This window comes from Pseudomonas sp. DVZ6, assembly GCF_024259445.1.
Taxonomy (GTDB): Bacteria; Pseudomonadota; Gammaproteobacteria; order Pseudomonadales; family Pseudomonadaceae; genus Aquipseudomonas; species Aquipseudomonas peradeniyensis.
Window position 1 is genome coordinate 49,682 of sequence record NZ_JANCLM010000035.1, and the last position, 26,158, is coordinate 75,839.

Annotated in this window: 23 protein-coding genes; 7 read left to right on the forward strand and 16 right to left on the reverse strand. The window is 65.0% G+C overall.

The features are described from left to right. Positions 1–6: 6 nt before the first annotated feature. From nuoH to NMG10_RS19635, 10 genes are all read right to left on the reverse strand, one after another. Positions 7–1,014 (reverse strand): NADH-quinone oxidoreductase subunit NuoH, encoded by a 1,008-nt coding sequence (gene nuoH / locus NMG10_RS19590; protein ID WP_050706494.1) that lies wholly within the window; start codon positions 1,012–1,014, stop codon positions 7–9. Beyond that, complete coding sequence (nuoG, locus tag NMG10_RS19595; RefSeq protein WP_254464964.1) at positions 1,011–3,725, reverse strand: NADH-quinone oxidoreductase subunit NuoG; 2,715 nt, start codon at positions 3,723–3,725, stop codon at positions 1,011–1,013. Before nuoG ends, nuoH begins: the two co-directional genes overlap by 4 nt. A gap of 132 nt (positions 3,726–3,857) precedes the next feature. Continuing rightward, complete coding sequence (gene nuoF / locus NMG10_RS19600) at positions 3,858–5,225, reverse strand: NADH-quinone oxidoreductase subunit NuoF (RefSeq protein ID WP_203652033.1); 1,368 nt, start codon at positions 5,223–5,225, stop codon at positions 3,858–3,860. After that, a complete protein-coding gene (gene nuoE, locus NMG10_RS19605) occupies positions 5,222–5,719 on the reverse strand; it encodes an NADH-quinone oxidoreductase subunit NuoE (protein WP_012313767.1) in 498 nt (165 codons plus the stop codon). Before nuoE ends, nuoF begins: the two co-directional genes overlap by 4 nt. 2 nt (positions 5,720–5,721) lie before the next feature. Beyond that, a complete protein-coding gene (gene nuoC / locus NMG10_RS19610; protein ID WP_110733467.1) occupies positions 5,722–7,503 on the reverse strand; it encodes an NADH-quinone oxidoreductase subunit C/D in 1,782 nt (593 codons plus the stop codon). A 79-nt stretch (positions 7,504–7,582) separates the two neighbouring features. After that, positions 7,583–8,260 (reverse strand): NADH-quinone oxidoreductase subunit B family protein, encoded by a 678-nt coding sequence (locus NMG10_RS19615; protein ID WP_008096180.1) that lies wholly within the window; start codon positions 8,258–8,260, stop codon positions 7,583–7,585. A 9-nt stretch (positions 8,261–8,269) separates the two neighbouring features. After that, a complete protein-coding gene (locus NMG10_RS19620; RefSeq protein WP_028692461.1) occupies positions 8,270–8,683 on the reverse strand; it encodes an NADH-quinone oxidoreductase subunit A in 414 nt (137 codons plus the stop codon). Between the two features lie 382 nt (positions 8,684–9,065). After that, complete coding sequence (locus tag NMG10_RS19625) at positions 9,066–9,728, reverse strand: lysoplasmalogenase (protein WP_254464965.1); 663 nt, start codon at positions 9,726–9,728, stop codon at positions 9,066–9,068. A gap of 264 nt (positions 9,729–9,992) precedes the next feature. After that, positions 9,993–11,318 (reverse strand): isocitrate lyase, encoded by a 1,326-nt coding sequence (gene aceA / locus NMG10_RS19630; RefSeq protein WP_203652037.1) that lies wholly within the window; start codon positions 11,316–11,318, stop codon positions 9,993–9,995. A 494-nt stretch (positions 11,319–11,812) separates the two neighbouring features. After that, on the reverse strand, positions 11,813–12,577 hold the full coding sequence (locus tag NMG10_RS19635) for a secretin N-terminal domain-containing protein (protein WP_177330852.1): 765 nt from the start codon (positions 12,575–12,577) through the stop codon (positions 11,813–11,815). Between the two features lie 227 nt (positions 12,578–12,804). On the opposite strand from NMG10_RS19635, the gene NMG10_RS19640 reads away from it, so the two are divergent. Beyond that, positions 12,805–14,247 (forward strand): SulP family inorganic anion transporter, encoded by a 1,443-nt coding sequence (locus tag NMG10_RS19640; RefSeq protein ID WP_254464966.1) that lies wholly within the window; start codon positions 12,805–12,807, stop codon positions 14,245–14,247. A gap of 141 nt (positions 14,248–14,388) precedes the next feature. Here the strand turns inward: NMG10_RS19640 and fusA are convergent, their stop codons facing one another. Together fusA and NMG10_RS19650 are read right to left on the reverse strand one after the other, a co-directional pair. Continuing rightward, positions 14,389–16,503, reverse strand: a complete 2,115-nt coding sequence (fusA, locus tag NMG10_RS19645; RefSeq protein WP_254464967.1) for an elongation factor G — start codon at positions 16,501–16,503, stop codon at positions 14,389–14,391. A gap of 68 nt (positions 16,504–16,571) precedes the next feature. Then, positions 16,572–17,000, reverse strand: a complete 429-nt coding sequence (locus tag NMG10_RS19650) for a hypothetical protein (RefSeq protein ID WP_254464968.1) — start codon at positions 16,998–17,000, stop codon at positions 16,572–16,574. 200 nt (positions 17,001–17,200) lie between these two features. Here NMG10_RS19650 and NMG10_RS19655 point away from each other — a divergent pair, with 200 nt between their 5' ends. Next, positions 17,201–17,503, forward strand: a complete 303-nt coding sequence (locus NMG10_RS19655; protein WP_110738050.1) for a hypothetical protein — start codon at positions 17,201–17,203, stop codon at positions 17,501–17,503. 3 nt (positions 17,504–17,506) lie between these two features. Here NMG10_RS19655 and NMG10_RS19660 read toward each other — a convergent pair whose 3' ends face one another. Beyond that, positions 17,507–18,757 carry an aspartate aminotransferase family protein gene (locus tag NMG10_RS19660; protein ID WP_254464969.1) on the reverse strand — a complete coding sequence of 417 codons (1,251 nt, stop codon included), beginning with the start codon at positions 18,755–18,757 and terminating at the stop codon, positions 17,507–17,509. Positions 18,758–18,971: 214 nt separating this feature from the next. Here NMG10_RS19660 and NMG10_RS19665 point away from each other — a divergent pair, with 214 nt between their 5' ends. The 3 genes from NMG10_RS19665 to NMG10_RS19675 all read left to right on the forward strand — a co-directional run bounded on the left by NMG10_RS19665 (position 18,972) and on the right by NMG10_RS19675 (position 20,777). Further along, the gene (locus NMG10_RS19665; protein ID WP_254464970.1) at positions 18,972–19,469 is read left to right on the forward strand and encodes a PaaI family thioesterase; all 498 of its coding nucleotides are present in this window, start codon (positions 18,972–18,974) and stop codon (positions 19,467–19,469) included. 66 nt (positions 19,470–19,535) lie between these two features. Then, positions 19,536–20,051: a GNAT family N-acetyltransferase gene (locus NMG10_RS19670; RefSeq protein WP_203652046.1), complete on the forward strand. Its 516-nt coding sequence runs from the start codon at positions 19,536–19,538 to the stop codon at positions 20,049–20,051. Between the two features lie 30 nt (positions 20,052–20,081). After that, positions 20,082–20,777: a glutathione S-transferase N-terminal domain-containing protein gene (locus NMG10_RS19675; protein ID WP_232857033.1), complete on the forward strand. Its 696-nt coding sequence runs from the start codon at positions 20,082–20,084 to the stop codon at positions 20,775–20,777. 122 nt (positions 20,778–20,899) lie between these two features. Here NMG10_RS19675 and NMG10_RS19680 read toward each other — a convergent pair whose 3' ends face one another. Beyond that, positions 20,900–22,516 (reverse strand): inorganic phosphate transporter, encoded by a 1,617-nt coding sequence (locus tag NMG10_RS19680; RefSeq protein WP_232857034.1) that lies wholly within the window; start codon positions 22,514–22,516, stop codon positions 20,900–20,902. Positions 22,517–22,646: 130 nt separating this feature from the next. On the opposite strand from NMG10_RS19680, the gene NMG10_RS19685 reads away from it, so the two are divergent. Continuing rightward, a complete protein-coding gene (locus NMG10_RS19685) occupies positions 22,647–23,033 on the forward strand; it encodes a DUF488 domain-containing protein (protein ID WP_186714710.1) in 387 nt (128 codons plus the stop codon). Beyond that, positions 23,023–23,454 carry a GNAT family N-acetyltransferase gene (locus tag NMG10_RS19690; RefSeq protein WP_203652052.1) on the forward strand — a complete coding sequence of 144 codons (432 nt, stop codon included), beginning with the start codon at positions 23,023–23,025 and terminating at the stop codon, positions 23,452–23,454. The genes NMG10_RS19685 and NMG10_RS19690 overlap by 11 nt, the downstream gene beginning before the upstream one ends. A 141-nt stretch (positions 23,455–23,595) precedes the next feature. Here NMG10_RS19690 and NMG10_RS19695 read toward each other — a convergent pair whose 3' ends face one another. After that, positions 23,596–25,029, reverse strand: coding sequence for a right-handed parallel beta-helix repeat-containing protein (locus tag NMG10_RS19695; protein ID WP_232857035.1), 1,434 nt, complete (start codon positions 25,027–25,029; stop codon positions 23,596–23,598). 14 nt (positions 25,030–25,043) lie between these two features. Then, on the reverse strand, positions 25,044–26,120 hold the full coding sequence (locus NMG10_RS19700) for a polysaccharide lyase (RefSeq protein ID WP_254464973.1): 1,077 nt from the start codon (positions 26,118–26,120) through the stop codon (positions 25,044–25,046). Positions 26,121–26,158: the final 38 nt, after the last annotated feature.

Below are 26,158 nucleotides of genomic sequence, written 5' to 3' on the forward strand. Positions count from 1 at the left end.
AAATCCTCACTGGGCCGCGACGGCTGGCGTGTTGTAGAGCACGATCGCAGCGGTCACCAGCAAATTGATCAGGGTCAGCGGCAGGCAGAACTTCCAGCTGAAGTCCATCACCTGGTCATAGCGTGGGCGCGGGATCGAGGCGCGCAGCAGGATGAACAGCATGATGAAGAACGCGGTCTTCAGGGCGAACCACAGGAACGGTACTTGCGGCAGGATGCCGAACGGACCGTGCCAGCCACCGAAGAACAGGGTTACCAGCAGCGCCGAGATCAGGATGATGCCGATGTATTCACCGACGAAGAACATGCCCCATTTCATGCCGGCATATTCGATGTGGTAGCCGTCGGCCAGTTCCTGTTCCGCTTCCGGCTGGTCGAACGGGTGACGGTGAGTCACGGCGACGCCAGCGATGAAGAAGGTGCAGAAGCCGAAGAACTGCGGAATGATGAACCACAGGTTGTTGGCCTGGTATTCAACGATGTCGCGCATGTTGAACGAACCCACCTGCACCACCACGCCCATCAGCGCCAAGCCCAGGAACACTTCGTACGACACGGTCTGCGCCGAGGCCCGCAGGCTGCCCAGCAGGGCGTACTTGTTGTTCGACGACCAGCCGGCGAATAGCACGGCGTAGACCGACAGGCCGGCCATGGCGAAGAAGAACAGCAGGCCGATGTTCAGGTCGGCCACGCCCCAGCCCGGGGTGATCGGGATGATCGAGAAGCCGATCAGCAGGGCGCTCATGGCCACTACCGGCGCCAGGGTGAAGATCATCTTGTCGACGAAGGGCGGGTTCCAGTCCTCCTTGAAGAACATCTTCAGCATGTCGGCGGCGATCTGGAACATACCGAACGGGCCGACCCGGTTCGGACCGTAGCGGTCCTGCCACCAGCCCAGCAGGCGACGCTCGACGAAGCTGAGCAGCGCGCCGCAGACCACCACGGCCAGCAGCACCACGATGGCCTTGACGACCTGAATGATCACGTCGATCACTTCGGGGGTGAACCAGCTCATTGTGCTGCCTCCTGCAGGCCTTCGACGGCTGCACCGAAGATGGCGGGCGGAATGCCGGCCAGGCCTTTGGGCAACGCAACCAGGCCAGCGCCCAGTTCTTCATTGATACGCAGCGGCAGGCGCAGCGAAACACCGGCCACGTTCAGGCTCAGCAGCGCGCCGTCGTTGACACCCAGGCGGTCGGCCTCGGACTTGGCCAGGCCGACGTAGGCGGCTGGAATACGCTCTTGTACCGGGGCGGCGCGCGAGGAGCTCTCTTCGCTGCCGAACAGGTGGAAGAACGGTACGGCGGTCCAGGTGCCGCGAGCCGGGTTGAACGCGCCCGGAATGGCGGTGAACCAGTCGAGCTTGTCGCCCTGCGACTCGATCAGGCGCACGCCCGGGTCACCGGCGCGCAGGTGGCCACCGACTTCGTCCTGGAACTTGTTCCAGGCCTGTGGCGAGTTCCAGCCCGGCGACCAGGCGAACGGCACCTGCTGGCGCGGTTCGGCCGAGCCCGAGTAGCCTTCCATGGAGAAGGCGAACGCGGTGTCCTTGTCCTGCGGGGTACGCGGCTCGTGCACGCTGATGTTGGCGCGCATGGCGGTACGGCCGGAGTAGCGCAGCGGCTCGCGGGCCAGCTTCATGCCCTTGATGCGGAAGGCTGCGCTTGGCGCGGCGTTGACGATGCCGGCCAGTTGCGGGGCGGCTTCGGCGCAGGCGCTGGTGACGTGGTCCAGCTGGGTCCAGTCCACCGGCTTGTTCAGCAGGGTGGCACGCAGGGCGTGCATCCAGCGCCAGCCTTCGTGGATCTGGATGCTGCTGTCCAGGTACTGCGGGTCGAACACCTGGAAGAAGCGCTGGGCACGGCCTTCCTGGCTGACCAGGGTGCCGTCGCCTTCGGCGAACGAGGCGGCCGGCAGCACCAGGTGGGCGCGGTCGAGGGTCGGGGTCTTGGAGTGGTCGGCAACGATCACCACCTTGGCCGCGGCCAGGGCGGCGTCGACCTTGGCGGCCGGTACGCGGGCGTACAGGTCGTTTTCCAGCACGACGATGGCGTCGGCCTTGCCGCTGATCACGGCGTCCAGGGCCGCATCGACGGACTCGCCGCCCAGCATCGCCATGCCGAGGCTGTTGGCTTCAGGCACGACCAGGCTCAGCGAACCGTTCTTTTCGCGCAGCTTGAGGGCCTTGGCGATGTTGGCGGCGGCTTCGATCAGCGCAGGATCCGCCAGGGAAGTGCCGGCGACCACCAGCGGGCGGTTGGCGGCGACCAGGGCATCGGCGATGCGCTGGGCCAGGGCCTTGGCTTCGTCGTCCAGGCCGGCGACGGCAGGCGCGCTCGGGTCGATGGCGTGGGCCACGGCGAAACCGATGCGGGCCAGGTCAGCGGGAGCAGCGTGCACACACTCTTCGGCGACGTCGTCCAGCTTGGTTTCAGCCAAGGATGCGATGAACAGCGGGTACAGCGCGTGCTGGCCGATGTTCTTCACCGCAGCGTCCAGCCAAGGCTGTACACGCATGGCGTCGGCCATGGCCTCGGCCTTGCCCTTGGTGGCCTGGCGCACGGCCAGGGCGACGCGGGCGGCGGTCTGGGTCAGGTCTTCACCGAGCACGAACACGGCGTCGTGGTCTTCGATGTCGCGCAGGGTCGGGACTGGCAGCGGGCTGTCGTTCAGCACGTTCAGCGCCAGGCGCACGCGGGCCAGTTCGCCAGCTTCCATACCGGAGTAGAAGTACTCGGCGCCGACCAGCTCACGCAGGCCATAGTTGCTCTCGAGGCTGGCGCGCGGCGAGCCGATACCGACGATGGTGCGGCCGCGCAGCAGGTCGGCGGCCTTGTCCAGGGCGGCGTCCAGGCCCAGCTTGCTGCCATCGGCGAGGAACGGCTGGCGCGGACGGTCCTTGCGGTTGACGTAGCCATAGCCGAAGCGGCCACGGTCGCACAGGAAGTACTGGTTCACCGAGCCGTTGAAACGGTTCTCGATGCGGCGCAGTTCGCCGTAGCGCTCGCCGGGGCTGATGTTGCAGCCGCTGGAGCAGCCATGGCAGATGCTCGGGGCGAACTGCATGTCCCACTTGCGGTTGTAACGCTCGGAGTGGGTCTTGTCGGTGAACACACCGGTCGGGCAGACCTCGGTGAGGTTGCCGGAGAACTCGCTTTCCAGCACGCCGTCTTCGACGCGACCGAAGTACACGTTGTCGTGGGCGCCGTATACGCCCAGGTCGGTGCCGCCGGCGTAGTCCTTGTAGTAGCGCACGCAGCGGTAGCAGGCGATGCAGCGGTTCATCTCATGGGCGATGAACGGGCCGAGGTCCTGGTTCTGGTGGGTACGCTTGGTGAAACGGTAGCGGCGCTCGTTGTGGCCGGTCATTACCGTCATGTCCTGCAGGTGGCAGTGACCGCCTTCCTCGCACACCGGGCAGTCGTGCGGGTGGTTGGTCATCAGCCATTCGACGACGCTGGCGCGGAACGCCTTGGACTCGTCATCGTCGATGGAGATCCAGGTGCCGTCGGAGGCAGGGGTCATGCAGGACATGACGATACGACCACGGGTGTCGTTCTCGTCGGTGTACTGCTTGACCGCGCACTGCCGGCAGGCGCCGACGCTACCGAGCGCCGGGTGCCAGCAGAAATAGGGGATGTCGAGGCCGAGCGACAGACAGGCCTGTAACAGGTTGTCCGCACCGTTGACTTCGAGCGCTTTGCCGTCTACGTGGATAGTGGCCATTGTTCAAAGTTCTTCGTTGGCCCGCGTGGGCGGGCGTGGCTAATGGAAATCGGTGAGCCTGCGGCCGGCCACGAATCGTTCGGGCCGGCCGGCGGGCTGGCGGATGGCACGGACCATCCGCTGTTCATCTTGTTATGCGCCGACCACGATCGGCTTCGCCAGGTTCGGGCGCAGGGCTTCGCTGCCAGCAGTGGCTGGGGCGACGCCGGCCTCGAACTCCGAGCGGAAGTACTTGATGGCACTGCCCAATGGCTCGACGGCACCCGGTGCGTGAGCACAGAAGGTGCGGCCTGGGCCGAGGAAGTTGACCAGACCCAGCAGGGTCTCGATGTCTTCGGCGCGGCCCTGGCCTTTCTCCAGGGCGCGCAGCATCTTCACGCTCCATGGCAGGCCGTCGCGGCATGGCGTGCACCAGCCGCAGGATTCGCGGGCGAAGAACTCTTCCATGTTGCGCAGCAGCGAGACCATGTTGACGCTGTCGTCGACCGCCATGGCCAGGCCCGTACCCATACGGGTGCCGACCTTGGCGATGCCACCGGCGTACATCTGCGCATCGAGGTGCTCGGGCAGCAGGAAGCCGGTACCGGCGCCGCCTGGCTGCCAGCACTTGAGCTTGAAGCCGTCGCGCATGCCACCGGCGTAGTCTTCGAACAGCTCGCGGGCGGTGACGCCGAACGGCAGCTCCCACAGGCCCGGGTTCTTCACCTTGCCGGAGAAGCCCATCAGCTTGGTGCCGTGGTCTTCGCTGCCTTCGCGGGCCAGCGACTTGTACCAGTCGTTGCCGTTGGCGACGATGGCCGGCACGTTGCACAGGGTCTCGACGTTGTTCACGCAGGTCGGCTTGCCCCACACGCCGACGGCGGCAGGGAAGGGCGGCTTGGAGCGCGGGTTGGCGCGGCGGCCTTCGAGCGAGTTGATCAGCGCGGTTTCTTCACCGCAGATGTAGCGCCCGGCACCGGTGTGCACGAACAGCTCGAAATCAAAGCCCGAGCCGAGGATGTTCTTGCCCAGGAGGCCTGCGGCCTTGGCTTCGTCGATGGCGCGGTTGAGGTTCTTCGCCGCGGTGGTGTATTCGCCACGCAGGAAGATGTAGCCACGGTAGGCCTTCAGGGCGCGGGCGCTGATCAGCATGCCCTCGACCAGCAGATGGGGCTGTTGCTCCATCAGCATGCGGTCCTTCCAGGTGTTCGGCTCCATTTCATCCGCGTTGCACAGCAGGTAGCGGATGTTCATGGATTCGTCTTTGGGCATCAGGCCCCACTTCACGCCGGTGGGGAAGCCCGCGCCGCCACGGCCCTTGAGGCCGGAGTCCTTGACGGACTGGACGATATCGTCCTGGGACATCTCGGCCAGCGCCTTGCGGGCGGCGGCATAGCCGTTCTTGGCCTGGTACTCGGCCAGCCATACAGGCTCGCCGTCGTCGCGCAGGCGCCAGGTCAGCGGGTGGGTTTCGGCCGAACGCGCGATGCGGTTGGCCGGGCCGAAGGAAGTGATGGTCATACGTAACCCTCCAGCAGCTTGGAGACGCCGGCAGGCTGCACGTCGCCAAAGGTGTCGTCGTCGATCATCAGCGCCGGGGCTTTGTCGCAGTTGCCCAGGCAGCACACCGGCAGCAGGGTGAAACGCCCGTCCGCGGTGGTCTGGCCGAGGCCGATGCCCAGCTCGCTCTGGATCTGGCTGACCACCGATTCGTGGCCGCCGATGTAGCAGACCATGCTGTCGCACACGCGGATGATGTGGCGGCCGACCGGCTGGCGGAAGATCTGGCTGTAGAAGGTGGCCACGCCCTCGACGTCGCTGGCGGGGATACCCAGCACTTCGCCGATGGCGTAGATGGCGCCGTCCGGCACCCAGCCGCGTTCCTTCTGGACGATCTTCAGGGCTTCGATGGACGCCGCGCGCGGGTCCTCGTAGTGGTGCATCTCGTGCTCGATGGCCGAGCGCTCGGTTTCGCTCAGGGCGAAACGGTCGGTTTGGATAAGCGTGCTGTTCATGCTTAGCGGTCCACGTCAGCCATAACGAAGTCGATACTGCCCAGGTACGCGATGAGGTCCGCGACCATGCTGCCTTTGATCACCGAAGGGATCTGCTGCAGGTGCGGGTAGCTCGGGGTACGGATCCGGGTGCGGTAGCTCATGGTGCCGCCATCGCTCGTCAGGTAGTAACTGTTGATGCCCTTGGTCGCCTCGATCATCTGGAACGACTCGTTGGCCGGCATGACCGGGCCCCACGAGACTTGCAGGAAGTGGGTGATCAGGGTCTCGATGTGCTGCAGGGTGCGCTCTTTCGGCGGCGGCGTGGTCAGCGGGTGATCCGCCTTGTACGGGCCTTCCGGCATGTTGCGCAGGCACTGGTCGATGATGCGGATACTCTGGCGCATCTCCTCGACACGGACCATGCAGCGATCGTAGGCATCGCCGTTGTGGGCCAGCGGCACTTCGAACTCGAAGTTCTCGTAGCCAGAGTAAGGGCGGGCCTTACGCAGGTCGAAGTCGCAACCGGTGGAACGCAGGCCGGCACCGGTGGTGCCCCATTCCAGCGCTTCCTTGGTGTTGTACGCGGCAACGCCGATGGTACGGCCCTTGAGGATGCTGTTCTGCAGGGCGGCCTTGGTGTACTCGTCGAGGCGCTTGGGCAGCCATTCGACGAAGTCCTTGACCAGCTTGTCCCAGCCGCGCGGCAGGTCGTGGGCGACGCCACCGATGCGGTACCAGGCCGGGTGCAGGCGGAAACCGGTGATCGCTTCGATCACGGTGTAGGCGCGCTGGCGGTCGGTGAAGGTGAAGAACACCGGGGTCATGGCGCCGACGTCCTGGATGTAGGTGCCCAGGAACAGCAGGTGGCTGGTGATGCGGAAGAACTCGGCGAGCATGATGCGAATCACGTCGACTTTCTGCGGCACCTGGATACCGGCCAGCTTCTCGACCGCCAGTACGTACGGCAGGTTGTTCATCACCCCGCCGAGGTAGTCGATACGGTCGGTGTAGGGAATGAAGCTGTGCCAGGACTGACGCTCGGCCATCTTCTCGGCGCCACGGTGGTGGTAGCCGATGTCCGGGACGCAGTCGACGATCTCTTCACCGTCCAGCTGCAGGACGATACGGAAGGCACCGTGGGCGGACGGGTGGTTCGGGCCGAGGTTGAGGAACATGTAGTCCTCGTTGGCGCCCTGACGCTTCATGCCCCAGGCTTCCGGGTTGAAGCGCGCCGACTCCTCTTCAAGCTGTTGCTTGGCCAGGGTCAGGCTGTAGGGATCGAACTCGGTGGCGCGGGCGGGGTAGTCCTTGCGCAGCGGGTGACCTTCCCAGGTCGGCGGCATCATGATACGGCTCAGGTGCGGGTGGCCGGCAAAGTCGATGCCGAACATGTCCCAGACTTCGCGCTCGTACCAGTTGGCGTTCGGCCAGATACCGGTCACCGTCGGCAGGTTCAGGTCGCCTTCGCTGAGCGACACCTTGATCATCACGTCGCTGTTACGCTCGACCGACAGCAGGTGGTAGAACACGCTGAAATCGGCGGCTGGCAGGCCGCGGCGCTGGGTGCGCAGGCGCTCGTCGACGCCGTGCAGGTCGTACAGCATGCTGTACGGCTTGGCGACGCCGCGCAGGAAGCTCAGCACTTCCTTGAGCTGGGCACGCTTTACCCACAGTACCGGCATGCCGGTGCGGGTTTCCTGGGCGACGAATGCGTCGGCGCCAAAACGGTTGTGCAGTTCGACGACCACATCCTGGTCGTCAGCCTTGTAGGGCGGAATATAAATAGCGTTGTCCGCTGTCATGGTCTCGGTCGCTTTGGGTCAGCGTTAAGAATGAAGCCAGGCCGCCGGCTCCTTCGGGAGCGGGCGGCAGGTCGCTGGATCAGACTTCGTCGGGGCTGCGCAGGTTGGTTACCGCAATGCGCTGTTCGCGACGCAGGTCTTTCTGGGCGGGCATCTCGGCACGGTAGATGCCTTGATCACCAACCACCCAGGAAAGCGGGCGTCGTTCTTGGCCGATCGACTCCTGCAGCAGCATCAGGCCTTGCAGGAATGCCTCGGGGCGCGGCGGGCAGCCAGGCACATAGACGTCCACGGGGAGGAACTTGTCGACCCCCTGAACGACCGAGTAGATGTCGTACATGCCGCCGGAGTTGGCGCACGAACCCATGGAGATGACCCACTTGGGCTCGAGCATCTGCTCGTACAGGCGCTGGATGATCGGCGCCATCTTGACGAAGCAGGTACCGGCGATGACCATGAAGTCGGCCTGGCGCGGCGAGGCCCGGATGACTTCGGCGCCGAAGCGGGCGATGTCGTGGGGCGCCGTGAAGGCCGTGGTCATTTCCACGTAGCAGCAGGAAAGGCCGAAGTTGTACGGCCAGAGGGAGTTCTTGCGACCCCAGTTGACCGCGCCACGCAGCACATCTTCGAGTTTCCCCATGTAGATGTTCTTGTGGACCTGGTCTTCCAGCAGTTGATCGGTGACGGTTTCCCGCTCACCGACCGGATACTGCTCGTTGGGTGCGTCCGGATCGATTCTGGTGAGATTGTATTGCATGCCAAAGCCTCATTGTTTCAGCTTCGCTTGCCGCTTGCGGCGACCTTCGGGAGCCCAATCGAGCGCCCCGACGCGCCATAGGTAGACAAGACCTGCCAACAGAATTGCTATGAAAATGAGAGCTTCGACGAATCCGGTCCAGCCGCTTTCGCGGACGGACACAGACCATGCATACAGGAAGAGGGCTTCGATATCGAAGATCACGAACAGCATCGCGACCAGATAGAATTTGGCGGACAGGCGCAGGCGGGCGCTGCCGACGGGCAGCATGCCGGATTCGAAGGGTTCGTTCTTGGCGCGACCCCAGGCCTTGCTACCGAGCAGGCTGGACAGGCCGAGCATGAAGGCACACAGGCCGACGACACCCAGGAGGAAGATGGCAAAGCCCCAGTTGTGGGCGATGAGTCCTGCCGAATCGGACATGCTAGAAATCCTTATACAGAGACCCAGCTCTGCAGTCTGAAATAAAGTAGAGCGGCGACGTGGTGTCGCAGACGCAGTGACCAAATGTCGCAGCTGAATCAATCGCGCTGATTTTATGGGTAAACCCAGTGCAAGTAAAATTTCCGTTGCAAATTTATTCGTAGGTTTAAGAACAAAAATCTTTCGTAACTGGCTGAAAGCCTTGAGTTTCGGGCATTGCACGCGGATTTGTTAATTATGTTTCTTACCCCGCGTAACGACAGGCTAGTTGCGTAATGATAATTAATATCATTTAACCTGAGCTGTAATATTTTAGCTGTTTTGGGCCTTGCAAAGTTCATCTGCCGAGCGCCCCCTCTTGCAAATGCGAAAAACTCTCGTTCTAGCAGCTTCTGGCATTGCTCGCACCGCTCTGGGTCAATACTTTGTCGCTTGTGTCGCGGCTTACCGACGCAGCGATCAGCCACTGGCCGAGCCAGTAGAAGAGGATGATCAGGTACTCGGCGGTGGCGAATGGGCTGACGAAGCGGTCGATGCCGATCAGGCTGTCGGAGAATACAAATGCACAGGCGCCCAGCGCGGCCAGGCCACCACAGGCCAGGGCGCGCCAGAGCATGGCGCCGATGGTCAGGGCGTAGAGCGCCACTGGAATCAGCAGTGGGCCCAGGCCATGGCCGGCGAGCAGGCCGAACAGCGAACCGCCGATCAGCACGGCGCAGGCCAGGGCCGGGTAGGCCGGGCGTCGCGTGAGGCTGCAGTAGCCGCGCAGGTAGGCCAGGTGCGCGCAGAGGAATGCCCCAAGGCCGAACACGAACAGGTCTCGGGGGATCGCCAGGAGTATGTCGCCGAGCACCGAGAAGGCCAGGCCGAGGATGATCCAGCGGCGATAGGGTGTGGCGGGGGTGGTGCTCAGCCAGGCAATCAGGGCGAGCACCGGAATGGGTTTGACCAGCAGGCCGAGCAGGGCGTTGTCGCTGGCCAGCGCGTATAGATAGAAGGCGGCGGCTGCGACGGCGAGGGTAAGCAGGTGGCCAGGGCGGGGCATGGGCAGTCCTTGCTGTGGAGTAGCCACAAGCTTAGACCTGATCCTGGGTTTTGCTGGTAATGCGGTCCCTGTAGGAGCGGCCTTGTGCCGCGAAAGGGGCGCGAAGCGGCCCCGCGATCTCTACATCATGCAAAATCGCCGGGGCTGCTGCGCAGCCCTTTCGCGGCACAAGGCCGCTCCTACAGAGGAGCTGGGCTTGGCCTGAAAATGAACAAGGCCCGGGATCCTCGCGAATCCCGGGCCTTGTTCAACAGCTCACTGCACTCAGTGGAACTGCTCTTCCTCGGTCGAGCCGGTCAGTGCGGTCACCGACGATGCGCCACCCTGGATCACGGTGGTCATGTCGTCGAAGTAGCCAGTGCCCACTTCCTGCTGGTGCGCGACGAAGGTGTAGCCTTTGCTCGCGTCGGCGAATTCCTGCTCCTGCAGCTTCACGTAGGCGGTCATGTCGTTGCGGGCGTAGTCGTGCGCCAGGTTGAACATGCCGTGCCACATGTTGTGGATGCCGGCCAGGGTGATGAACTGGTGCTTGTAGCCCATGGCCGACAGCTCGCGCTGGAACTTGGCGATGGTGGCGTCGTCCAGGTTCTTCTTCCAGTTGAAGGAAGGCGAGCAGTTGTACGACAGGATCTGGTCCGGGTATTCCTTCTTGATCGCCTCGGCGAAGCGGCGGGCTTCATCCAGGTCCGGTTTGGCGGTTTCGCACCAGATCAGGTCGGCATACGGCGCGTAGGCCAGGCCGCGGGAGATGGCCTGGTCGAGGCCGGCACGGACTTTGTAAAAGCCTTCACGGGTACGCTCGCCGATCACGAACGGCTGGTCGTACGGGTCGCAGTCGCTGGTCAGCAGGTCGGCGGCGTTGGCGTCGGTACGGGCCAGGATGATGGTCGGTACACCGGCAACGTCGGCGGCCAGGCGGGCAGCCACCAGCTTCTGTACGGCTTCCTGGGTCGGTACCAGTACCTTGCCGCCCATGTGGCCGCATTTCTTGACCGAGGCCAGCTGGTCTTCGAAGTGCACGCCGGCGGCGCCTGCTTCGATCATGTTCTTCATCAGCTCGTAGGCGTTCAGCACACCGCCGAAACCGGCTTCGGCGTCAGCCACGATCGGTGCGAAGTAGTCGATGTAGCCTTCGTCGCCCGGGTTCTTGCCGGCTTTCCACTGGATCTGGTCGGCGCGACGGAACGAGTTATTGATGCGCTTGACCACGGTCGGTACCGAGTCGACCGGGTACAGCGACTGGTCGGGGTACATCGACTCGGCCGAGTTGTTGTCGGCGGCAACCTGCCAGCCGGACAGGTAGATGGCCTGGATGCCGGCTTTTACCTGCTGCACTGCCTGGCCACCGGTCAGGGCACCCATGCAGTTGACGAAATCTTTCTCTGGGCGGAAGGACGGGTGGGCACCTTGGGTGACCAGCTTCCACAGTTTTTCTGCGCCTTGGCGAGCAAAGGTGTGCTCTGGTTGCAGCGAGCCACGCAGGCGAACGACATCAGCGGCGGTGTAGGTACGGGTCACGCCTTTCCAGCGCGGGTTTTCGGCCCAGTCTTTCTCGAGGGCTGCAATTTGCTGTTCGCGTGTCAGTGCCATGGAAATAAACCTCGTCGCATCGATCTTGAGTGTAATTGTGCTGATGCTCGGATACGCGGATCAGAAGCCAGGCGGCTGTCCTGTCCGGGGGAGTGCGGCGGCGAACGCAGGAGGCTCGAAGGGGAAGGGTTGTGCAGGCCAGGCGAAGGTGTGCCCTGCAGGTCGGCTCGTGGTTGCCTTGCTGCGGTGCGACGCGATTGCCAGAACTGCGGTGATGCGCTTCCGTCCCTCGGGACAACTTCTTCGTTGCAGTCGCAATCCCGTCGAACCGCCTTGTGGGCCGTATGGACACGAGGTGCCTCCACGGTGGGAGGAGCGCACCTCGAAGACCCTTGCCAGGGCCTCTGATTAGCGGGAGCGAGGCCATCATGCCCTTGCCGAAAAGAGCCTGTCAAATGTTTTGTAGTGCTTTTTTCGGCTTACTACATCTTTGGTCTAATGCGACTTGGCGGTCAGTTTCAAGGCCTTTGGTCGAGGCCTTGAATTGCCTGGGTTCAGTCGAGAAGGTCGACTTTCACCCGCAAAGTCATGTTTTCACCGCGCTGGGTGCTGTAACTGAGGCTTGACGCGCTGCGTTCGGATTGGCTCTGCTGGTTGAACCCGGCCAGGGTGATCCACTCGCCGAGCTTGCCGGTGACGGTCGTGTCGGTGCTCTGAACTTTCACTACATCGGCACGTTCCTGGCTCATTCGATCATTATTGGTGCTGATTTGCAGACGAACCGTGTCGCCGCTCAGGCGCGGGGTGACGTAGAAACCCTGGGTGACATTGCGGTATTCGGTGTTGCTCTGGATGCGCCCGTAACCGTCGGTGGCGGTGCTGGTGACGGGGATGCTCTGGCCCACCTGGATCAGTGCCGGCTGGCCGTCGCTGGCCTGCACCTGCTGCATGCCGCCTTCGCGGTTGGCGGTGCCGTAGCGGATCACGCGGGCGTTGCCGCGGTTGTCCTGGAAGTTGCTGTCGTTGTTGTCGACGCTGATCAGCAGGCGTTTGGGCGCGGTGTCGAGCTGTTGCAGCAGGGCGCGCAGGTCGTCGATGCGTTCCTGGCTGGCGTTGACGATCAGCTTGTCCTCGAAGGTGCTGACGCTGCCGTCCTTGCCCAGGAACGACTGGGCGGCAGGCAGCAGTTCGGCGCTGCTGCGGTGTTGCAGGGGGATGACCTCGGTAGCGGCCTGGGCGGTAAGGCTGGCGGCCAGCAGCAGGGAGGCGAGCAGGGGGCGTAGCGGCATGTCCATGATCTCCGCGGGTGGAATGGACATGATGGCAAATTTGCGTGCAACTTGCCGTGCGGATTGACGGTGGCTGCTGTCAGACAAATTTCGTACCATCGCGCCCCTCGATTTCCAGTCTCGCCCCCAAAAGGCAACGCATGTCTTGTGGGAGCGGGTTTACCCGCGAATGCGTCAGGGAATGCACCATCGCATTCGCGGGTAAACCCGCTCCCACAGGTAATGTGTGCTGCCATTGCTGTCTGTACAGGACCTCCATGAAACCCGCCCGACTTCGCGCCGACCTGCTCGCCGGCCTCACCACTTCCTTCGCCCTGGTGCCGGAGTGCATCGCCTTCGCCCTGGTGGCGCACCTCAACCCGTTGATGGGGCTGTACGGCGCCTTCATCATCTGCACCCTGACGGCCTTGTTCGGTGGCCGTCCCGGCATGATCTCCGGCGCCGCCGGTTCCATGGCGGTAGTCATTGTCGCCCTGGTGGTGCAGCACGGCGCCCAGTACCTGCTGGCCACGGTGCTGCTCGGCGGGGTGGTGATGATCCTGTTTGGCGCGCTACGCCTGGGCAAGCTGGTGCGCCTGGTGCCTTACCCGGTGATGCTCGGCTTCGTCAACGGCCTGGCCATCGTTATCGCCCTGGCCCAGCTGGAGCACTTCAAGGACGGCGAGCACTGGCTTGGCGGGACGCCCCTGTACCTGATGATCGGCCTGGTGGCGCTGACCATGCTGGTGGTCTACCTCCTGCCGAAGCTGACCCGGGCCGTGCCGCCGGCGCTGGTGGCGATCCTGGGCGTCGGCCTGCTGGTCTACCTGCTCGACCTGCCGACCCGCACCCTTGGCGACATGGCCCATATCGCCGGCGGCCTGCCGCACCTGGCCCTGCCGGAGGTGCCCTGGAACCTCGAGACCCTGAAGATCATCGCGCCTTACGCATTCCTGATGGCCATGGTCGGTCTGCTGGAAACCCTGCTGACCCTCAACCTCACCGACGAGATCACCGAGAGCCGCGGCTATCCGGACCGCGAATGCGTGGCCCTGGGCGCGGCCAACATGGTCTCGGGCCTGTGCGGCGGCATGGGCGGCTGCGCGATGATCGGCCAGACCGTGATCAACCTCAGCTCCAATGGCCGTGGACGCCTGTCGGGCGTGGTGGCCGGGGTTATGATCCTGCTGTTCATCCTGTTCCTGTCGCCGCTGATCGAGCGCATTCCGCTGGCCGCGCTGGTGGGGGTGATGTTCGTGGTAGCCCAGCAGACCTTCGCCTGGGCCTCGCTGCGGGTGCTGCACAAGGTGCCGGTCAGCGATGTGCTGGCGATCATCGCGGTGACCGTGGTCACGGTGTTCACCGACCTGGCCATGGCGGTGATGTTCGGTATCGTCATCGCGGCGATCAACTTCGCCTGGCAGCATGCGCGGGAGCTGTACGCCGACAGCCATGTGGATGGTGAGGGCAGCAAGCATTACCAGGTGCATGGCACGCTGTTCTTTGCCTCGACCACGCCGTTTCTCAACCAGTTCGATCCCGCTGGTGACCCGGTCAAGGTCACGCTGGATTGCCAGCACCTGAGCTTTGTCGATTATTCGGCGATCGCTGCGTTGCAGACCTTGCGCGAGCGGTATGCCAAGGCCGGCAAGCAGTTGCGGGTGGTGCACCTGTCGGAGCGCTGCAAGAAGCTGCTCAAGCGGGCGGGTGAGCAACACTGAAGGCACGATACCTGTAGGAGCGGCCTTGCGCCGCGAAAGGGCCGCAAGGCGGCCCCGGCGATCTTTGCCCAACACTGAAATCCTGGGGCCGCTTCGCGACCCTTTCGCGGCGCAAGGCCGCTCCTACAGAGGGCGTGCTCCCTACGACTCGCCGCGATTCTTCTTCACGATGGCATCGGCAATGCTCGCAGGTGCTTCGGCATAGCGGGTGAACTCCATCGAGAAACTGGCCCGACCCTGGGTCATCGAGCGCATCGAGGTGGCGTAGCCGAACATCTCGCCCAGCGGCACCTCGGCACGGATCACCTTGCCGGCCGGAGTCTCGTCGCCGTCCTGGATCATCCCCCGGCGGCGGCTCAGGTCGCCGAGGATATCGCCCTGGTACTCCTCGGGCGTCACCACCTCGACCTTCATCACCGGCTCCAGCAGCACCGCGCCGCCTTTCTGCGACAGCTGCTTGGTGGCCATGGACGCGGCGATCTTGTAGGCCATCTCGTTGGAGTCGACGTCGTGGTAGGAACCGTCGAACACCGCCGCCTTGAGGTTGATCAGCGGATAGCCGGCGAGCACGCCGTTCTTCATCTGCTCCTCGATGCCTTTCTGGATTGCCGGGATGTATTCGCGCGGCACTACGCCGCCGACGACCTCGTTGATGAATTCCAGGCCTTCCTTGCCTTCGTCACCCGGGGCGAAGCGGATCCAGCAATGCCCGTACTGGCCACGGCCGCCGGACTGGCGGACGAAGCGGCCCTCGATCTCGCAGGTGTTGCGGATCTTCTCGCGGTAGGCCACCTGCGGCTTGCCGATGTTGGCCTCGACGTTGAACTCGCGGCGCATGCGGTCGACGATGATGTCCAGGTGCAGCTCACCCATGCCGGAGATGATAGTCTGGCCGGTCTCCTCGTCGGTCTTGACCCGGAACGACGGGTCCTCCTGGGCCAGCTTGCCCAGGGCGATACCCATCTTCTCCTGGTCGCCCTTGGTCTTGGGCTCCACCGCCACCGAGATCACCGGGTCGGGGAAGTCCATGCGCTCGAGGATGATCGGCTTGTCCATGTCGCACAGGGTGTCGCCGGTGGTGACGTCCTTCATGCCGATCAGCGCGGCGATGTCGCCGGCGCATACGTCCTTGATCTCGGCGCGCTGGTTGGCGTGCATCTGCACCATGCGGCCGATGCGTTCCTTCTTGCCCTTGACCGAATTGAGCACGGCGTTGCCGGAGCTGAGCACGCCGGAATACACCCGGGCGAAGGTCAGGGTGCCGACGAACGGGTCGGTGGCGATCTTGAAGGCCAGGGCCGAGAACGGTTCCTTGTCGTCGGCGTGGCGCTCCAGGTGTTTTTCCTCGTCGTCCGGGTCGGTGCCCTTGATCGCCGGGATCTCGCTGGGGGCGGGGAGGTAGTCGATCACCGCGTCGAGCATCAGCGGCACGCCCTTGTTCTTGAACGACGAGCCGAGGATGGTCGGCACAATCTCGTTGGCGATGGTGCGCTTGCGCAGGGCGGCCTTGATTTCCTCGATGGTGAACTCCTCGCCGTCGAGGAATTTCAGGGTCAGCTCTTCACTGGCATCGGCCGCAGCCTCGATCATATGGGCACGCCATTCGTCGGCCAGGGCCTGCAGCTCGGCGGGGATCGCTTCTTCGCGGTAGCTGGTGCCCTGGTCGGCGTCGTTCCAGTAGATGGCCTTCATCTTCACCAGGTCGATCTGGCCGATGAAGTGTTCCTCGCTGCCGATGGCCAGCTGGATCGGCACCGGATGATGGCCCAGGCGCTGGTCGATCTGCTTCACCACCCGCAGGAAGTCGGCGCCCTGGCGGTCCATCTTGTTGATGTAGGCCAGGCGCGGCACATGGTACTTGTTGGCCTGGCGCCATACGGTCTCGGATTGCGGCTCGACACCGTCGGCGCCGCTGAACACCACCACCGCGCCATCGAGCACGCGCAGCGAGCGCTCGACCTCGATGGTGAAGTCGACGTGGCCGGGGGTGTCGATGATGTTGAAGCGGTACTTGTGCTCGAACTGCTTGGTCGAGCCTTGCCAGAAAGCCGTGGTGGCCGCCGAGGTGATGGTGATGCCGCGCTCCTGCTCCTGGGCCATCCAGTCCATGGTCGCGGCGCCGTCGTGCACCTCGCCCATCTTGTGGTTGACCCCGGTGTAGAACAGGATCCGCTCGGTGGTGGTGGTCTTGCCGGCATCCACGTGGGCAACGATACCGATGTTGCGGTACAGCTCGATGGGGGTCGTGCGGGCCATGGTCGGATCACCTGTGGGTGAGGATTCTCCCAAGGTAGCAGAGCGGGAGAATCCTGCCGGGGCGACCGTCAGTCGGCGAGCACCTGCAGCTGCCACTGGCCTTCGCTTTCGCGGGCCAGGCCGCTGGCCGGCAGCAGGGCCAGCAGGCGTTCGTGCAGGGCGGTATCGGTGAACGACTTGAGGGTGGCCATGTCCAGGGCGCCGACGGTGATCAGCTCGGCCTTGGTGTAGGACAGCCAGGCCTTCTTCAGCGCCATCAGCACGTCGCTGCCGGCGGTGCTGGCGAAGCGCCGGTGCAGGGTGCGGCCTTCCAGCTCGAAGCTGTGACGGTGCTCGTAGCCGTTCTCGTCGCCATTGCCCTCGACGCAGCGGTGGCAGCGGCAGGGGCCATCGCCGAAGGCGTTATGCAGGTAGGCGTTGAAGTCCACGACGGGCTTGAGGGTCAAGCGTTTGTCGACCTCGAACAGGTCGGCGATCAGGGGTTGTTCGGCGCTCACTCGGTATCCTCGCGTGGTGTGGCGTGCATCGGCGGGCACCCTAACAGATCGGGGCAGGGGAGGCCATGCTCGATGCCCCACTGCAGGATGTTGACGTGGGAGCGGGCTTGCCCCGCGATGAGGGCGATAGAGACAACCGGGAACGCCTGCCGTACTCTACGCGCCAGCAATTCAACCCTTCAAAACCGAGGTAACCCCGCTTGAGCACCAAGTACCCGTACACCGCCACCGTGACCATCAGCGCCGAAGACCGTGGGGGCGATACCGAGGCCTCGGAGAACACCAACATGCGCGTGGGCCTCGAGGCGGTGACCGAGGTGCTGAAGAAAGTGCATTTCGTCGGCACGCTCGCGGCCCCCGAAAAAGGCGCCACGCACATCTGCGTCACCCTGGAGAATGGCCTGACCTACTACGGCCTGATCGTCAACGGCCACGCCGAGCTCGAAGGCGGCTGGATCGCCTTCGAGTGCGACATGCCCACTCCTGAAGAACTGGGCCTGTAACCCTCAGTCCAGCTCCATCAGGCACTGCTCGAGGATATCCAACCCTTCCTCGAGCACCTCAGGCTCGATGGTCAGCGGTGCCAACAGGCGGATGATGTGCCGCGCCTTGCCGCTGGGCATCAGCAACAACCCCTTGCTGCGCGCTGCCTCCAGCAGTTTGGCCAGTTGCGCCGGTGCCGGGCTGCCGTCCGGGTTGACGAATTCCAGCCCGCGCATGGCCCCGGTGCCGGTCAGGCGCCCGAGCGCTGCGCACATTCCCGACGCTTTCCAGCGCGCATGGCGCGCCACGATGGCCTGTTCCTGGCGCTCGCCCCAGGTGGCGATATTGGCGTCGGTCATCTGCGCCAGGCTCGCCAGCGCCGCCGCGCAGGCGATCGGATTGCCCGAATAGGTCCCACCCAGCCCGCCCTTGGGCAGCGCGTCCATGATCGCCTGCCGGCCGACCACAGCCCCCAGCGGCATGCCGCCGGCAATGCTCTTGGCCAGCAGCAACAGGTCCGGCTCGATGCCCAGCCGGGGGAAGGCGAAGCGCTGGCCGGTGCGGCCGAAACCGGACTGGATCTCGTCGATGATGATCAGGATCCCGTGCTCGTCGCAGAAGCGGCGCAGGGTCTGGGCGAAGGCGGGGTCGAGGGCGAGAAAGCCGCCTTCGCCCTGCACCGGCTCGAAGATGAACGCCGCCACGTCCTCCACCGCCAGTTCCACGCCGAACAGGCGCTCCATGGCCTTGAGCGCCTGCTCGCAGCTCACCCCGGTGTCCGCGCTGGGGTAGGGCAGGTGGTAGACCGGACCGGGCAGTTCACCGACCCGCTGCTTGTACGGGGCGACCTTGCCGTTGAGGTTGAGGGTGGCCAGGGTACGGCCGTGGAAACCGCCGTCGAAGGCGACGATGGCGCGCTTGCCGGTGGCGCCGCGGGCGACCTTGAGGGCGTTCTCCGCCGCTTCCGCGCCGCTGTTGGTGAGCATGCCCGCCAGCGGGTAGCTGACCGGGACGAACTGGCGCAGGCGCTCCATCAGCTCCAGGTAGGGGCCGTGGGGCGCTGCGTTGAAGGCGTAATGGGTCAGACGCGCGGCCTGCTGCTGGATGGCCTCGACCACCGCCGGGTTGCAGTGGCCCAGGTTGAGCACGCCGATACCGCCGACGAAGTCGATGTAGCGCTTGCCGGCGGTGTCCCAGACTTCGGCGTTGCGGCCGTGGGAAAGAGTGATCGGGTGAACGATGGCGATGGACTGGCTGATACTTTCCTGATTCATCTGCACGCGGCCTGTTGTTCGAGTCAGGTCGTATCCAAGCGTGGCGGGGATATATCCCGCAAACGAATTATTCGATTGCCGTCATTCGTTTTCTTCCTGAACTTGATGGGTTGTCTTTGACGTTATCCCGGGACACGCTCATTGGCGTGGAACGGGCAGGGCGCTACCATCGGCAGCCAGCCTCCTTCCCAAATCCAACAAGCCAAGGACGCGTATGACCGAGCAAGCCCTTTCCCTGCAGCAACTCGCCGCCCCTGATGGCACCTGCTATGGCTGCGGTTGTTCCCACCCCAGCGGCCTGCACGTGCAGAGTCACTGGGATGACGACGGCGTCCACCTACTGTGCCGTCATTCCCCTGATCCGACCTTCATCGGCTGGCCCGGCCTGGTCTACGGCGGCCTGCTGGCCATGCTGGTCGATTGCCATTCCAACTGGACCGCGATGGCCCACCACTATCGGGCCGAAGGCCGCGAGCCCGGCAGCCTGCCGCGTATCGACTGCGTTACCGGCCAGCTCAGCCTGACCTACCTCAAGCCCACGCCGATGGGCGTCGAGCTGCTGCTCAAGGCGTGGGTCGAGGGCGAAGTGGGGCGCAAGAGCCGGGTAATCTGCGAGGTCTGGGCTGGGGATGTGCTGACCGTTACCGCCGATTCAGTGTTCGTACGGGTCGATACCGAGAAGCTCAAGCGCCAGGCTCACGGCGACGCCTGAACCTTGCGCCGGTTGGGAGGGGCTGGCATTGTCGAGGGTGATCCGGATGCCCGACAGGATGTTGCCATGCCCTACCAGATCCGCCCGGCCCGCAGGGACGATTGCGCAGTCCTGAGCCATATCGGCCAGGCCACCTTCGCCCTGGCCAGCCCGCCCGACAGTGCCCCGGCGGCGCAGCAGCATTACATCACCCACAACCTGCAGCCCGAGCATTTCCAGGCGCACCTGTGCCACCCGCACAAGCGCCTGCTGGTGGTCGAGCAGGACGGCCAGGTGCTGGGCTACAGCATGCTCGACCTGGCACCCGGTGAACTGGGGATCGCCGCGGCCGATCAGCTGGTGGAGATTTCCCGCTGCTATGTGCTGCCCGTCGCCCACGGCACAGGCGCCGCGCAGTCGCTGCTCGAGTCTATCTTGTCCCACACCTGTGGCCCGGTTCGCCTGACCGTCAACGAACTCAACGCCAAGGCCATCCGTTTCTACGAGCGCAATGGCTTTCGCAAGGTGGGCGAGGCGATCTTTCCCTGCGGTGACGAGCGGCACCGAGACTGGGTGATGGTCAGGACGCCCGACAGTCTTTAAATTGAATCCCCCAACCTTCAGGGCGCGAACATGACCGATCTTTGTGCATTCCCCATCACCCGCAAATGGCCGGCCCGGCATCCCGAGCGCCTGCAACTGTATTCGCTGGCCACGCCCAACGGCGTCAAGGTCTCGATCATGCTCGAGGAGATCGGCCTGCCCTACGAGGTGCACAAGGTCAGCTTCGACAACGACGACCAGCTGAGCCCCGAGTTCATCTCCCTGAGCGCCAACAACAAGATTCCGGCAATCCTCGACCCCGATGGCCCTGGTGGCCAGCCGCTGCCGTTGTTCGAGTCGGGGGCGATTCTGCAGTACCTGGCCGAGAAGAGCGGGCAGTTGCTCAGCCAGGATCCTGCCCAGCGCTACCAGACCCTGCAGTGGCTGATGTTCCAGATGGGCGGCATCGGGCCGATGTTCGGCCAGGTGGGGTTCTTCCACTTCTTCGCCGGCAAGGAGTACGAGGACAAGCGGCCCCGGGATCGCTACGTCAATGAGTCCAAGCGCCTGCTGGGCGTGCTCGACCGCCATCTGCAAGGGCGCGAGTGGATGGTCGATGCGTACAGCATCGCCGATATCGCCATCTTCCCCTGGGTGCGCAACCTGGTGGAGCGCTACAACGCGCGCGAGTTGGTGGGGTTCGATAATTTCAGGGAAGTGCAGCGGGTGCTGGCCAAGTTCCTCGAGCGCCCGGCGGTCCAGCGCGGTTTGAAGATCCCGGCCTGACAGGGGATCCGTGGGAGCGGGCTTGCCCCGCGATAGCGTCGGAAAATTCAGTATCGCTATCGCGGGGCAAGCCCGCTCCCACGCTGGTAATCCTGCGCGATCGCCTGCAGATTCAGCGACATTCAGAGAATCTGGTTCAGCAACCAGTACAAGCACCCCGCCAGCAACATCGCCGCCGGCAAGGTCAACACCCAGGCCATCAACAGGTTGACCAGCGTCTTGCGTTGAATTCCCGAGCCATTGGCCACCATGCTCCCGGCCACGCCCGAGCTCAGCACGTGGGTGGTCGACACCGGCAGGCCGAACATGTCCGCCGCGCCGATGGTGCACATCGCCACCACCTCGGCCGAAGCGCCCTGGGCGTAGCTCAGGTGGGTCTTGCCGATTTTCTCGCCCACCGTCACCACGATGCGCCGCCAGCCGACCATGGTGCCCAGGCCCAGGGCGATGGCCACCGCCACCTTGACCCACAGCGGGATATAGCGGGTGGCGTCGTCCAGCTGGCGCTTGAACAGTTGCACATGGCGCGTGGTGTCGGCGTCGTAGTGGGCCAATCGGTGCTTGTCGATCAGGCGGATGGCCTCGCTGGTCAGGTACATGTCGTTACGCACGTTGGCCATGGCCTCGGCCGGCACGCGCTTGAGCGAACCATAGCCTTTGACTTCCTCGCCGATCATGCCGGTCAGCGCGGCCAGCGCCGGGACCAGCTCGGCGCTGGCCTTGGGCTCGGAGATGAACGCGGTCAGCACCTGGCGCGGATCGGCCGGTGCGGGGGCCGGCGCGGCGCGCACCAGGGCCTGGCGGGTGACCTCGGCGACCGCCGAGAACTGCAGGGCCTGCTCGTTGGGCATGGTCTTGTTCAGCGCATAGGCCATCGGCAGGGTGCCGACCAGGATCAGCATGATCAGGCCCATGCCTTTCTGGCCATCGTTGGAGCCATGGGCGAACGACACGCCGGTGCAGGTGAGGATCAGCACGCCACGGATCCACCAGGGCGGCGGTGTCTGGCCTTCTGGCGCCTGGTACAGCTCGCGGCGCTTGACCAGCGCGCGCAGGGCGAGCAGCAGCAGGGCGGCGCAGGCGAAGCCGATCAGGGGCGAGAACAGCAGGGCATAACCGACCTTGCTGGCCTGGGTCCAGTCCACGCCGCTGGTGCCGTCGCGCCCGTGCATCAGCGCGTTGGCCACGCCCACGCCGATGATCGAGCCGATCAGGGTATGCGAGGACGACGCCGGCAGGCCCAGCCACCAGGTGCCGAGGTTCCAGATGATCGCCGCCAGCAGCAGGGCGAAGACCATGGCGAAGCCGGTCGACGAGCCGACCTGCAGGATCAGCTCCACCGGCAGCAGGGCGATGATGCCGAAGGCCACCGCGCCGCTGGAGAGCAGCACGCCGAGGAAGTTGCACAACCCCGACCAGACCACCGCCACCGGCGCCGGCAACGAATGGGTGTAGATCACCGTGGCCACCGCGTTGGCGGTGTCGTGGAAGCCGTTGACGAACTCGAAGCCCAGGGCGATCAGCAGGGCCAGGCCCAGCAGCAGGAAGGGGGTGACGGTGGTGACCACGGTGCCGCTGGCGCTGACATCCTGCTTGAGGCTCCAGAAGGTGTAGGCCAGGCCGGCCAGCAGCAGGCCGAAGAACAGGGTGAGGGTGGCGCGTCCGGGACGGTGGGACAGGTGGGGGCGGGAGTCGAGCTTGGGCAGCGCGTCCTGGCTGACCAGCAAGGGAGTTGTCATGATGGCTCCGGGGGCTTCGACGGAGAGGGGAAGGTTTCCTATCCTAGAAACAATCTGTTACTCCCGCGTGACCTCGGTCAACGGAACCTCTAGTCTAGAAGGCACCACGCAATTGCCAAGCGAGTTTCCGATGATCTGTTGCAAGCGGGTGTACGATCCCGTCATGGCGAGCGATGGCCAACGTGTGCTGGTCGACCGCCTGTGGCCGCGCAACACGCGCAAGGAAGACCTGCACGGGCAGTGGCTGCGCGAAGTGGCGCCGTCCGACGCATTGCGCAAGGCGTTTCACGCCGGCGAGTTCGACTTTGCCGGTTTTACCCAGCGCTACCAGCAGGAACTGGCCGCTCACCCCGAGCACTGGTACCCGCTGCTGGACCTGGCTGGCAAAGGCGACCTGACCTTGCTGTACGCCGGCAAGGACACCGAGCACAACAACGCCCAGGTCCTGGCCCGGTGGCTGGAGGACGAACTGGAACGCCGTGGCCCGGCCAGTTCGCCGGTGTGCTATGCCCCTTGAACTGATTCCTGCCAGCGACGAACACCTGACGTTTGCCCGTGACCTCACGCGCCGCGCCATGCTGCCGTATTACCGTGAATTCGATCTGTTGTGGATCGAGGAAGCCTTCGACGAAGCCTGGGGCTGGCGCGAACAGTGGCTGGTGGTCGAGGACGACCGGGTGCTGGGCTTTTGCAGCCTGAGCCAGGACCGTCAGGCGCTGTACATCCGCGAGCTGCACCTGTTGCCCGAGCAGCGCGGCCGGGGCGTGGGAGGTTGGGTGCTGGAGCAGTTGGCCGGCTGGACCGCGCAGCGCGGGTTGCCCTGGCTGCGGTTGATGGTGTTCAGCAGCAATCCGGCGCGGCGCCTGTACCAGCGCCGAGGGTTCGTCGAGGTCGGGATGGACGAGTGCTTTGTGCGGATGCAGCGCCCGGCACCTTGACGCGATCCTGTGTAGGAGCGGCCTTGCGCCGCGAAAGGGCCGCAACGCGGCCCCGGCGATCTTTGCTTTAACGCTCAAATCCTGGGGCCGCTCCGCGCCCCTTTCGCGGCACAAGGCCGCTCCTACAAGGGGCGGTGTATTTCAGTCCTGGCGCACCCTGACCATCCGCCCCTGAACCAGCATCGCCTCCAGCACCGGCCCCTGCAACGCCAGCAGGTCGCCGGCCAGCAGGTTCTGCAGCAGCGCCTTGCCATCGAAGCGATTGCCTCCCAGTTCGACCTCGCGCACGCCCTCGACCCGCACCACCGCCTTGCCCACCTGCCCCAGGCGGTTGCCGCTGATCACCAGCGGCCCGGGCTGCGGCGTGGCGTTGCGCAGGCTGACGGCGTACTCCGGGGTGTTGCCGATACGGTTGCCCACCAGGGTCAGGGCCGTGACCTCGCTGGCATCCACGGCGCTGCCCTGGCTGCTGGCCAGCAGGTTGTCGTCGATCAGCAGCGGGGCTTCGGTCGTCGGCGCGAGGTTGCGCAGCTGGATGCCATGGCCACGGCTGTCGCCGATGCGGTTGCCGGCCAGCAGCACGGCGCCGCGCTGGTCGCTGATCTCGATGGCGGCCTTGGCGGCGCCGAGGATCAGGTTGTTTTCGACCAAAGCCCGGGTCTGGCCACGCAGGCGCACGCCGCTGTTATTGTCGACGCCGCGCAGCTGGTTGCCACGCAGGCTCAACTGGCTGTCGCGGGCGTCGATGGCGTACTGCTGCGAGCCTTCGAAGCGGTTGTCGATGATGGTCGCCTGGCTGTGCTGCAGCTCCACCGCGCTGGACAGCTCGCTGAAATGACTGGTCTCCACCAGCAGCGTGGCCGGACGCGTGCTGGACGGCTGCTGGGTGCTGAGCGCGGTGCTCAGGCCGCGGGACAGGTTGGTGTTGTAGCCCAGGCGTTTGAGCGTCGAGCCGATCACCTGGGTATGGCTGCCAGCCCAGGCCACCACGAAGGGCCGCCAGGCGCGGTTGGTGTTGCCGGGCTTGTCGCCAGCGACGCTCTCCAGCGTCGATTGGTTCAGCCCCAGCCAGCCCTGGTTGATCAGCGCGGTGCCGGAGTAGCTGTACAGGTAGAGGCTCGTGCCCTCCAGCAGCAGCCCGGCATCGGCGCCGATCATCAACGGGTAGCTGAGCAGGTAGCCGTCCTTGTAGCGCTTGAGGACCCGTGGGTCGTGCAGCGCATCGTGCAGCTGCGCCAGGGTGATGCTGCCACCGCGCAGCACCACGGCCTGCGGGTGATGCGCCTGGTAGCCGGCTATGGCGCGGAACAGGCCGTTGTGGACGAACGGCTCGAACGGCCAGCTGCCGGCCTGGGACGAGAACATCGGTTGCAGGCTGACACTGGCGCGGCCCGCGGGTGGCGGGCGGCGTGCCTGCTCGAAGGTCACCGCCTGGCGGGCCTGGTGGCGCAGTTGCTCCAGCTGCTGCTGATACTGCGCCTGGGGCAGGGTGTCCATCACCGTCGCGGCCTGGGCGGTCGTCGCCAGCAGCAGGGCGGCCAGGCAGGTGAGGGAAAAGCGGCTGAACGGTGCCATGGGAGCGTCCTTGATCAAGGCAGGTTGGGGTAGGCCGGCTTGAGCGGGCCGCCGATCTGGCTGTAGTTGTCCACCTCGCCGTCTTCACTGTCGTACAGCTGGCGGGCGAGGGCATGCCCGGGCCGGCGGGCCAGGAACGGTATCAGCCAGGCCAGCTTGTAGGGCGCGACGTCGGCCTGGCGCTGGCCCTTGAGCTGGGGCAGGGAGTCCGGGGCGAGCACGCTGCGGGCGGCGAAGGTGGCCAGCTGGTCGAGGGTACGCTGGTCGTCCTCGCTCCAGGCCAGGCCGTTGGCCCGGGCCGACTCGCCGAGCAGCACCAGCGGCACCAGGGCGTACTGGCTGTAGTTGGCGGCCAGCCTGCTGCGTGCCACTTCCAGCGGCAGGTAAGCCTGGTCGCCACTGCTCACGGCCTGGGCCAGGCCCCGGCGCAGGTTGCCGTCGGCCCAGCGGATGAAGTCGTCGCGGCCCACCAGCATGCCGGCGGCGGCCACCGCCCAGGCGGCCCAGTAGTCGTGGTTGTTGAAATAGACCGTGGTGGACTGGCGGCGCGGGTCGTATTCGCGGATCACCTGCTCGCCGAGCTGGGTGAACCAGTGACGTTGCGCGGGGCTGAGTTGCGCCTTGCCGTCGGCCGCGGCCTGGGTCAGCAGCACCGCGCCGGCCATGGCCGCCAGGGCCCACTTGCGCGCTGCCATGCCGGTGTTGCTGGCGTCCGGGTCGAGCAGGGCACCCGCTTGCGCCCAGTGTTCCAGCCACTGGTCCTGGCAGGCCAGGGCCATGTTGGCCTGCTGCGGCTTGCTGGCGTTCTGAAAGCGCTTGCCGGCCTGGATCAGGCCGCCGACGAATTGCTTGATCTGCCGGGCGACGCGCTCGCTGTCAGCGTCTGGGCTGGCGCGCAGGGTGGATTTGCTGGCGTCGCGTGGGTCGTATTTGCTCTGCAGGTGCAGGCTGGCGGTATAGGGCGGTGGCGACGCCTTGCTGCAGGTGAGGGTGCGGTAGTCGGCGATCATGGCCGATTGCGCGGTGGCGCGGGCGGGCCAGATGGTTTGGGCGGAGTGGGCCAGGGGGCTGAGCAAGGCGAGGGCTGCCAAGATAAGCGTAAGTTTTTGGGGATACAGCGTGGGAGCGG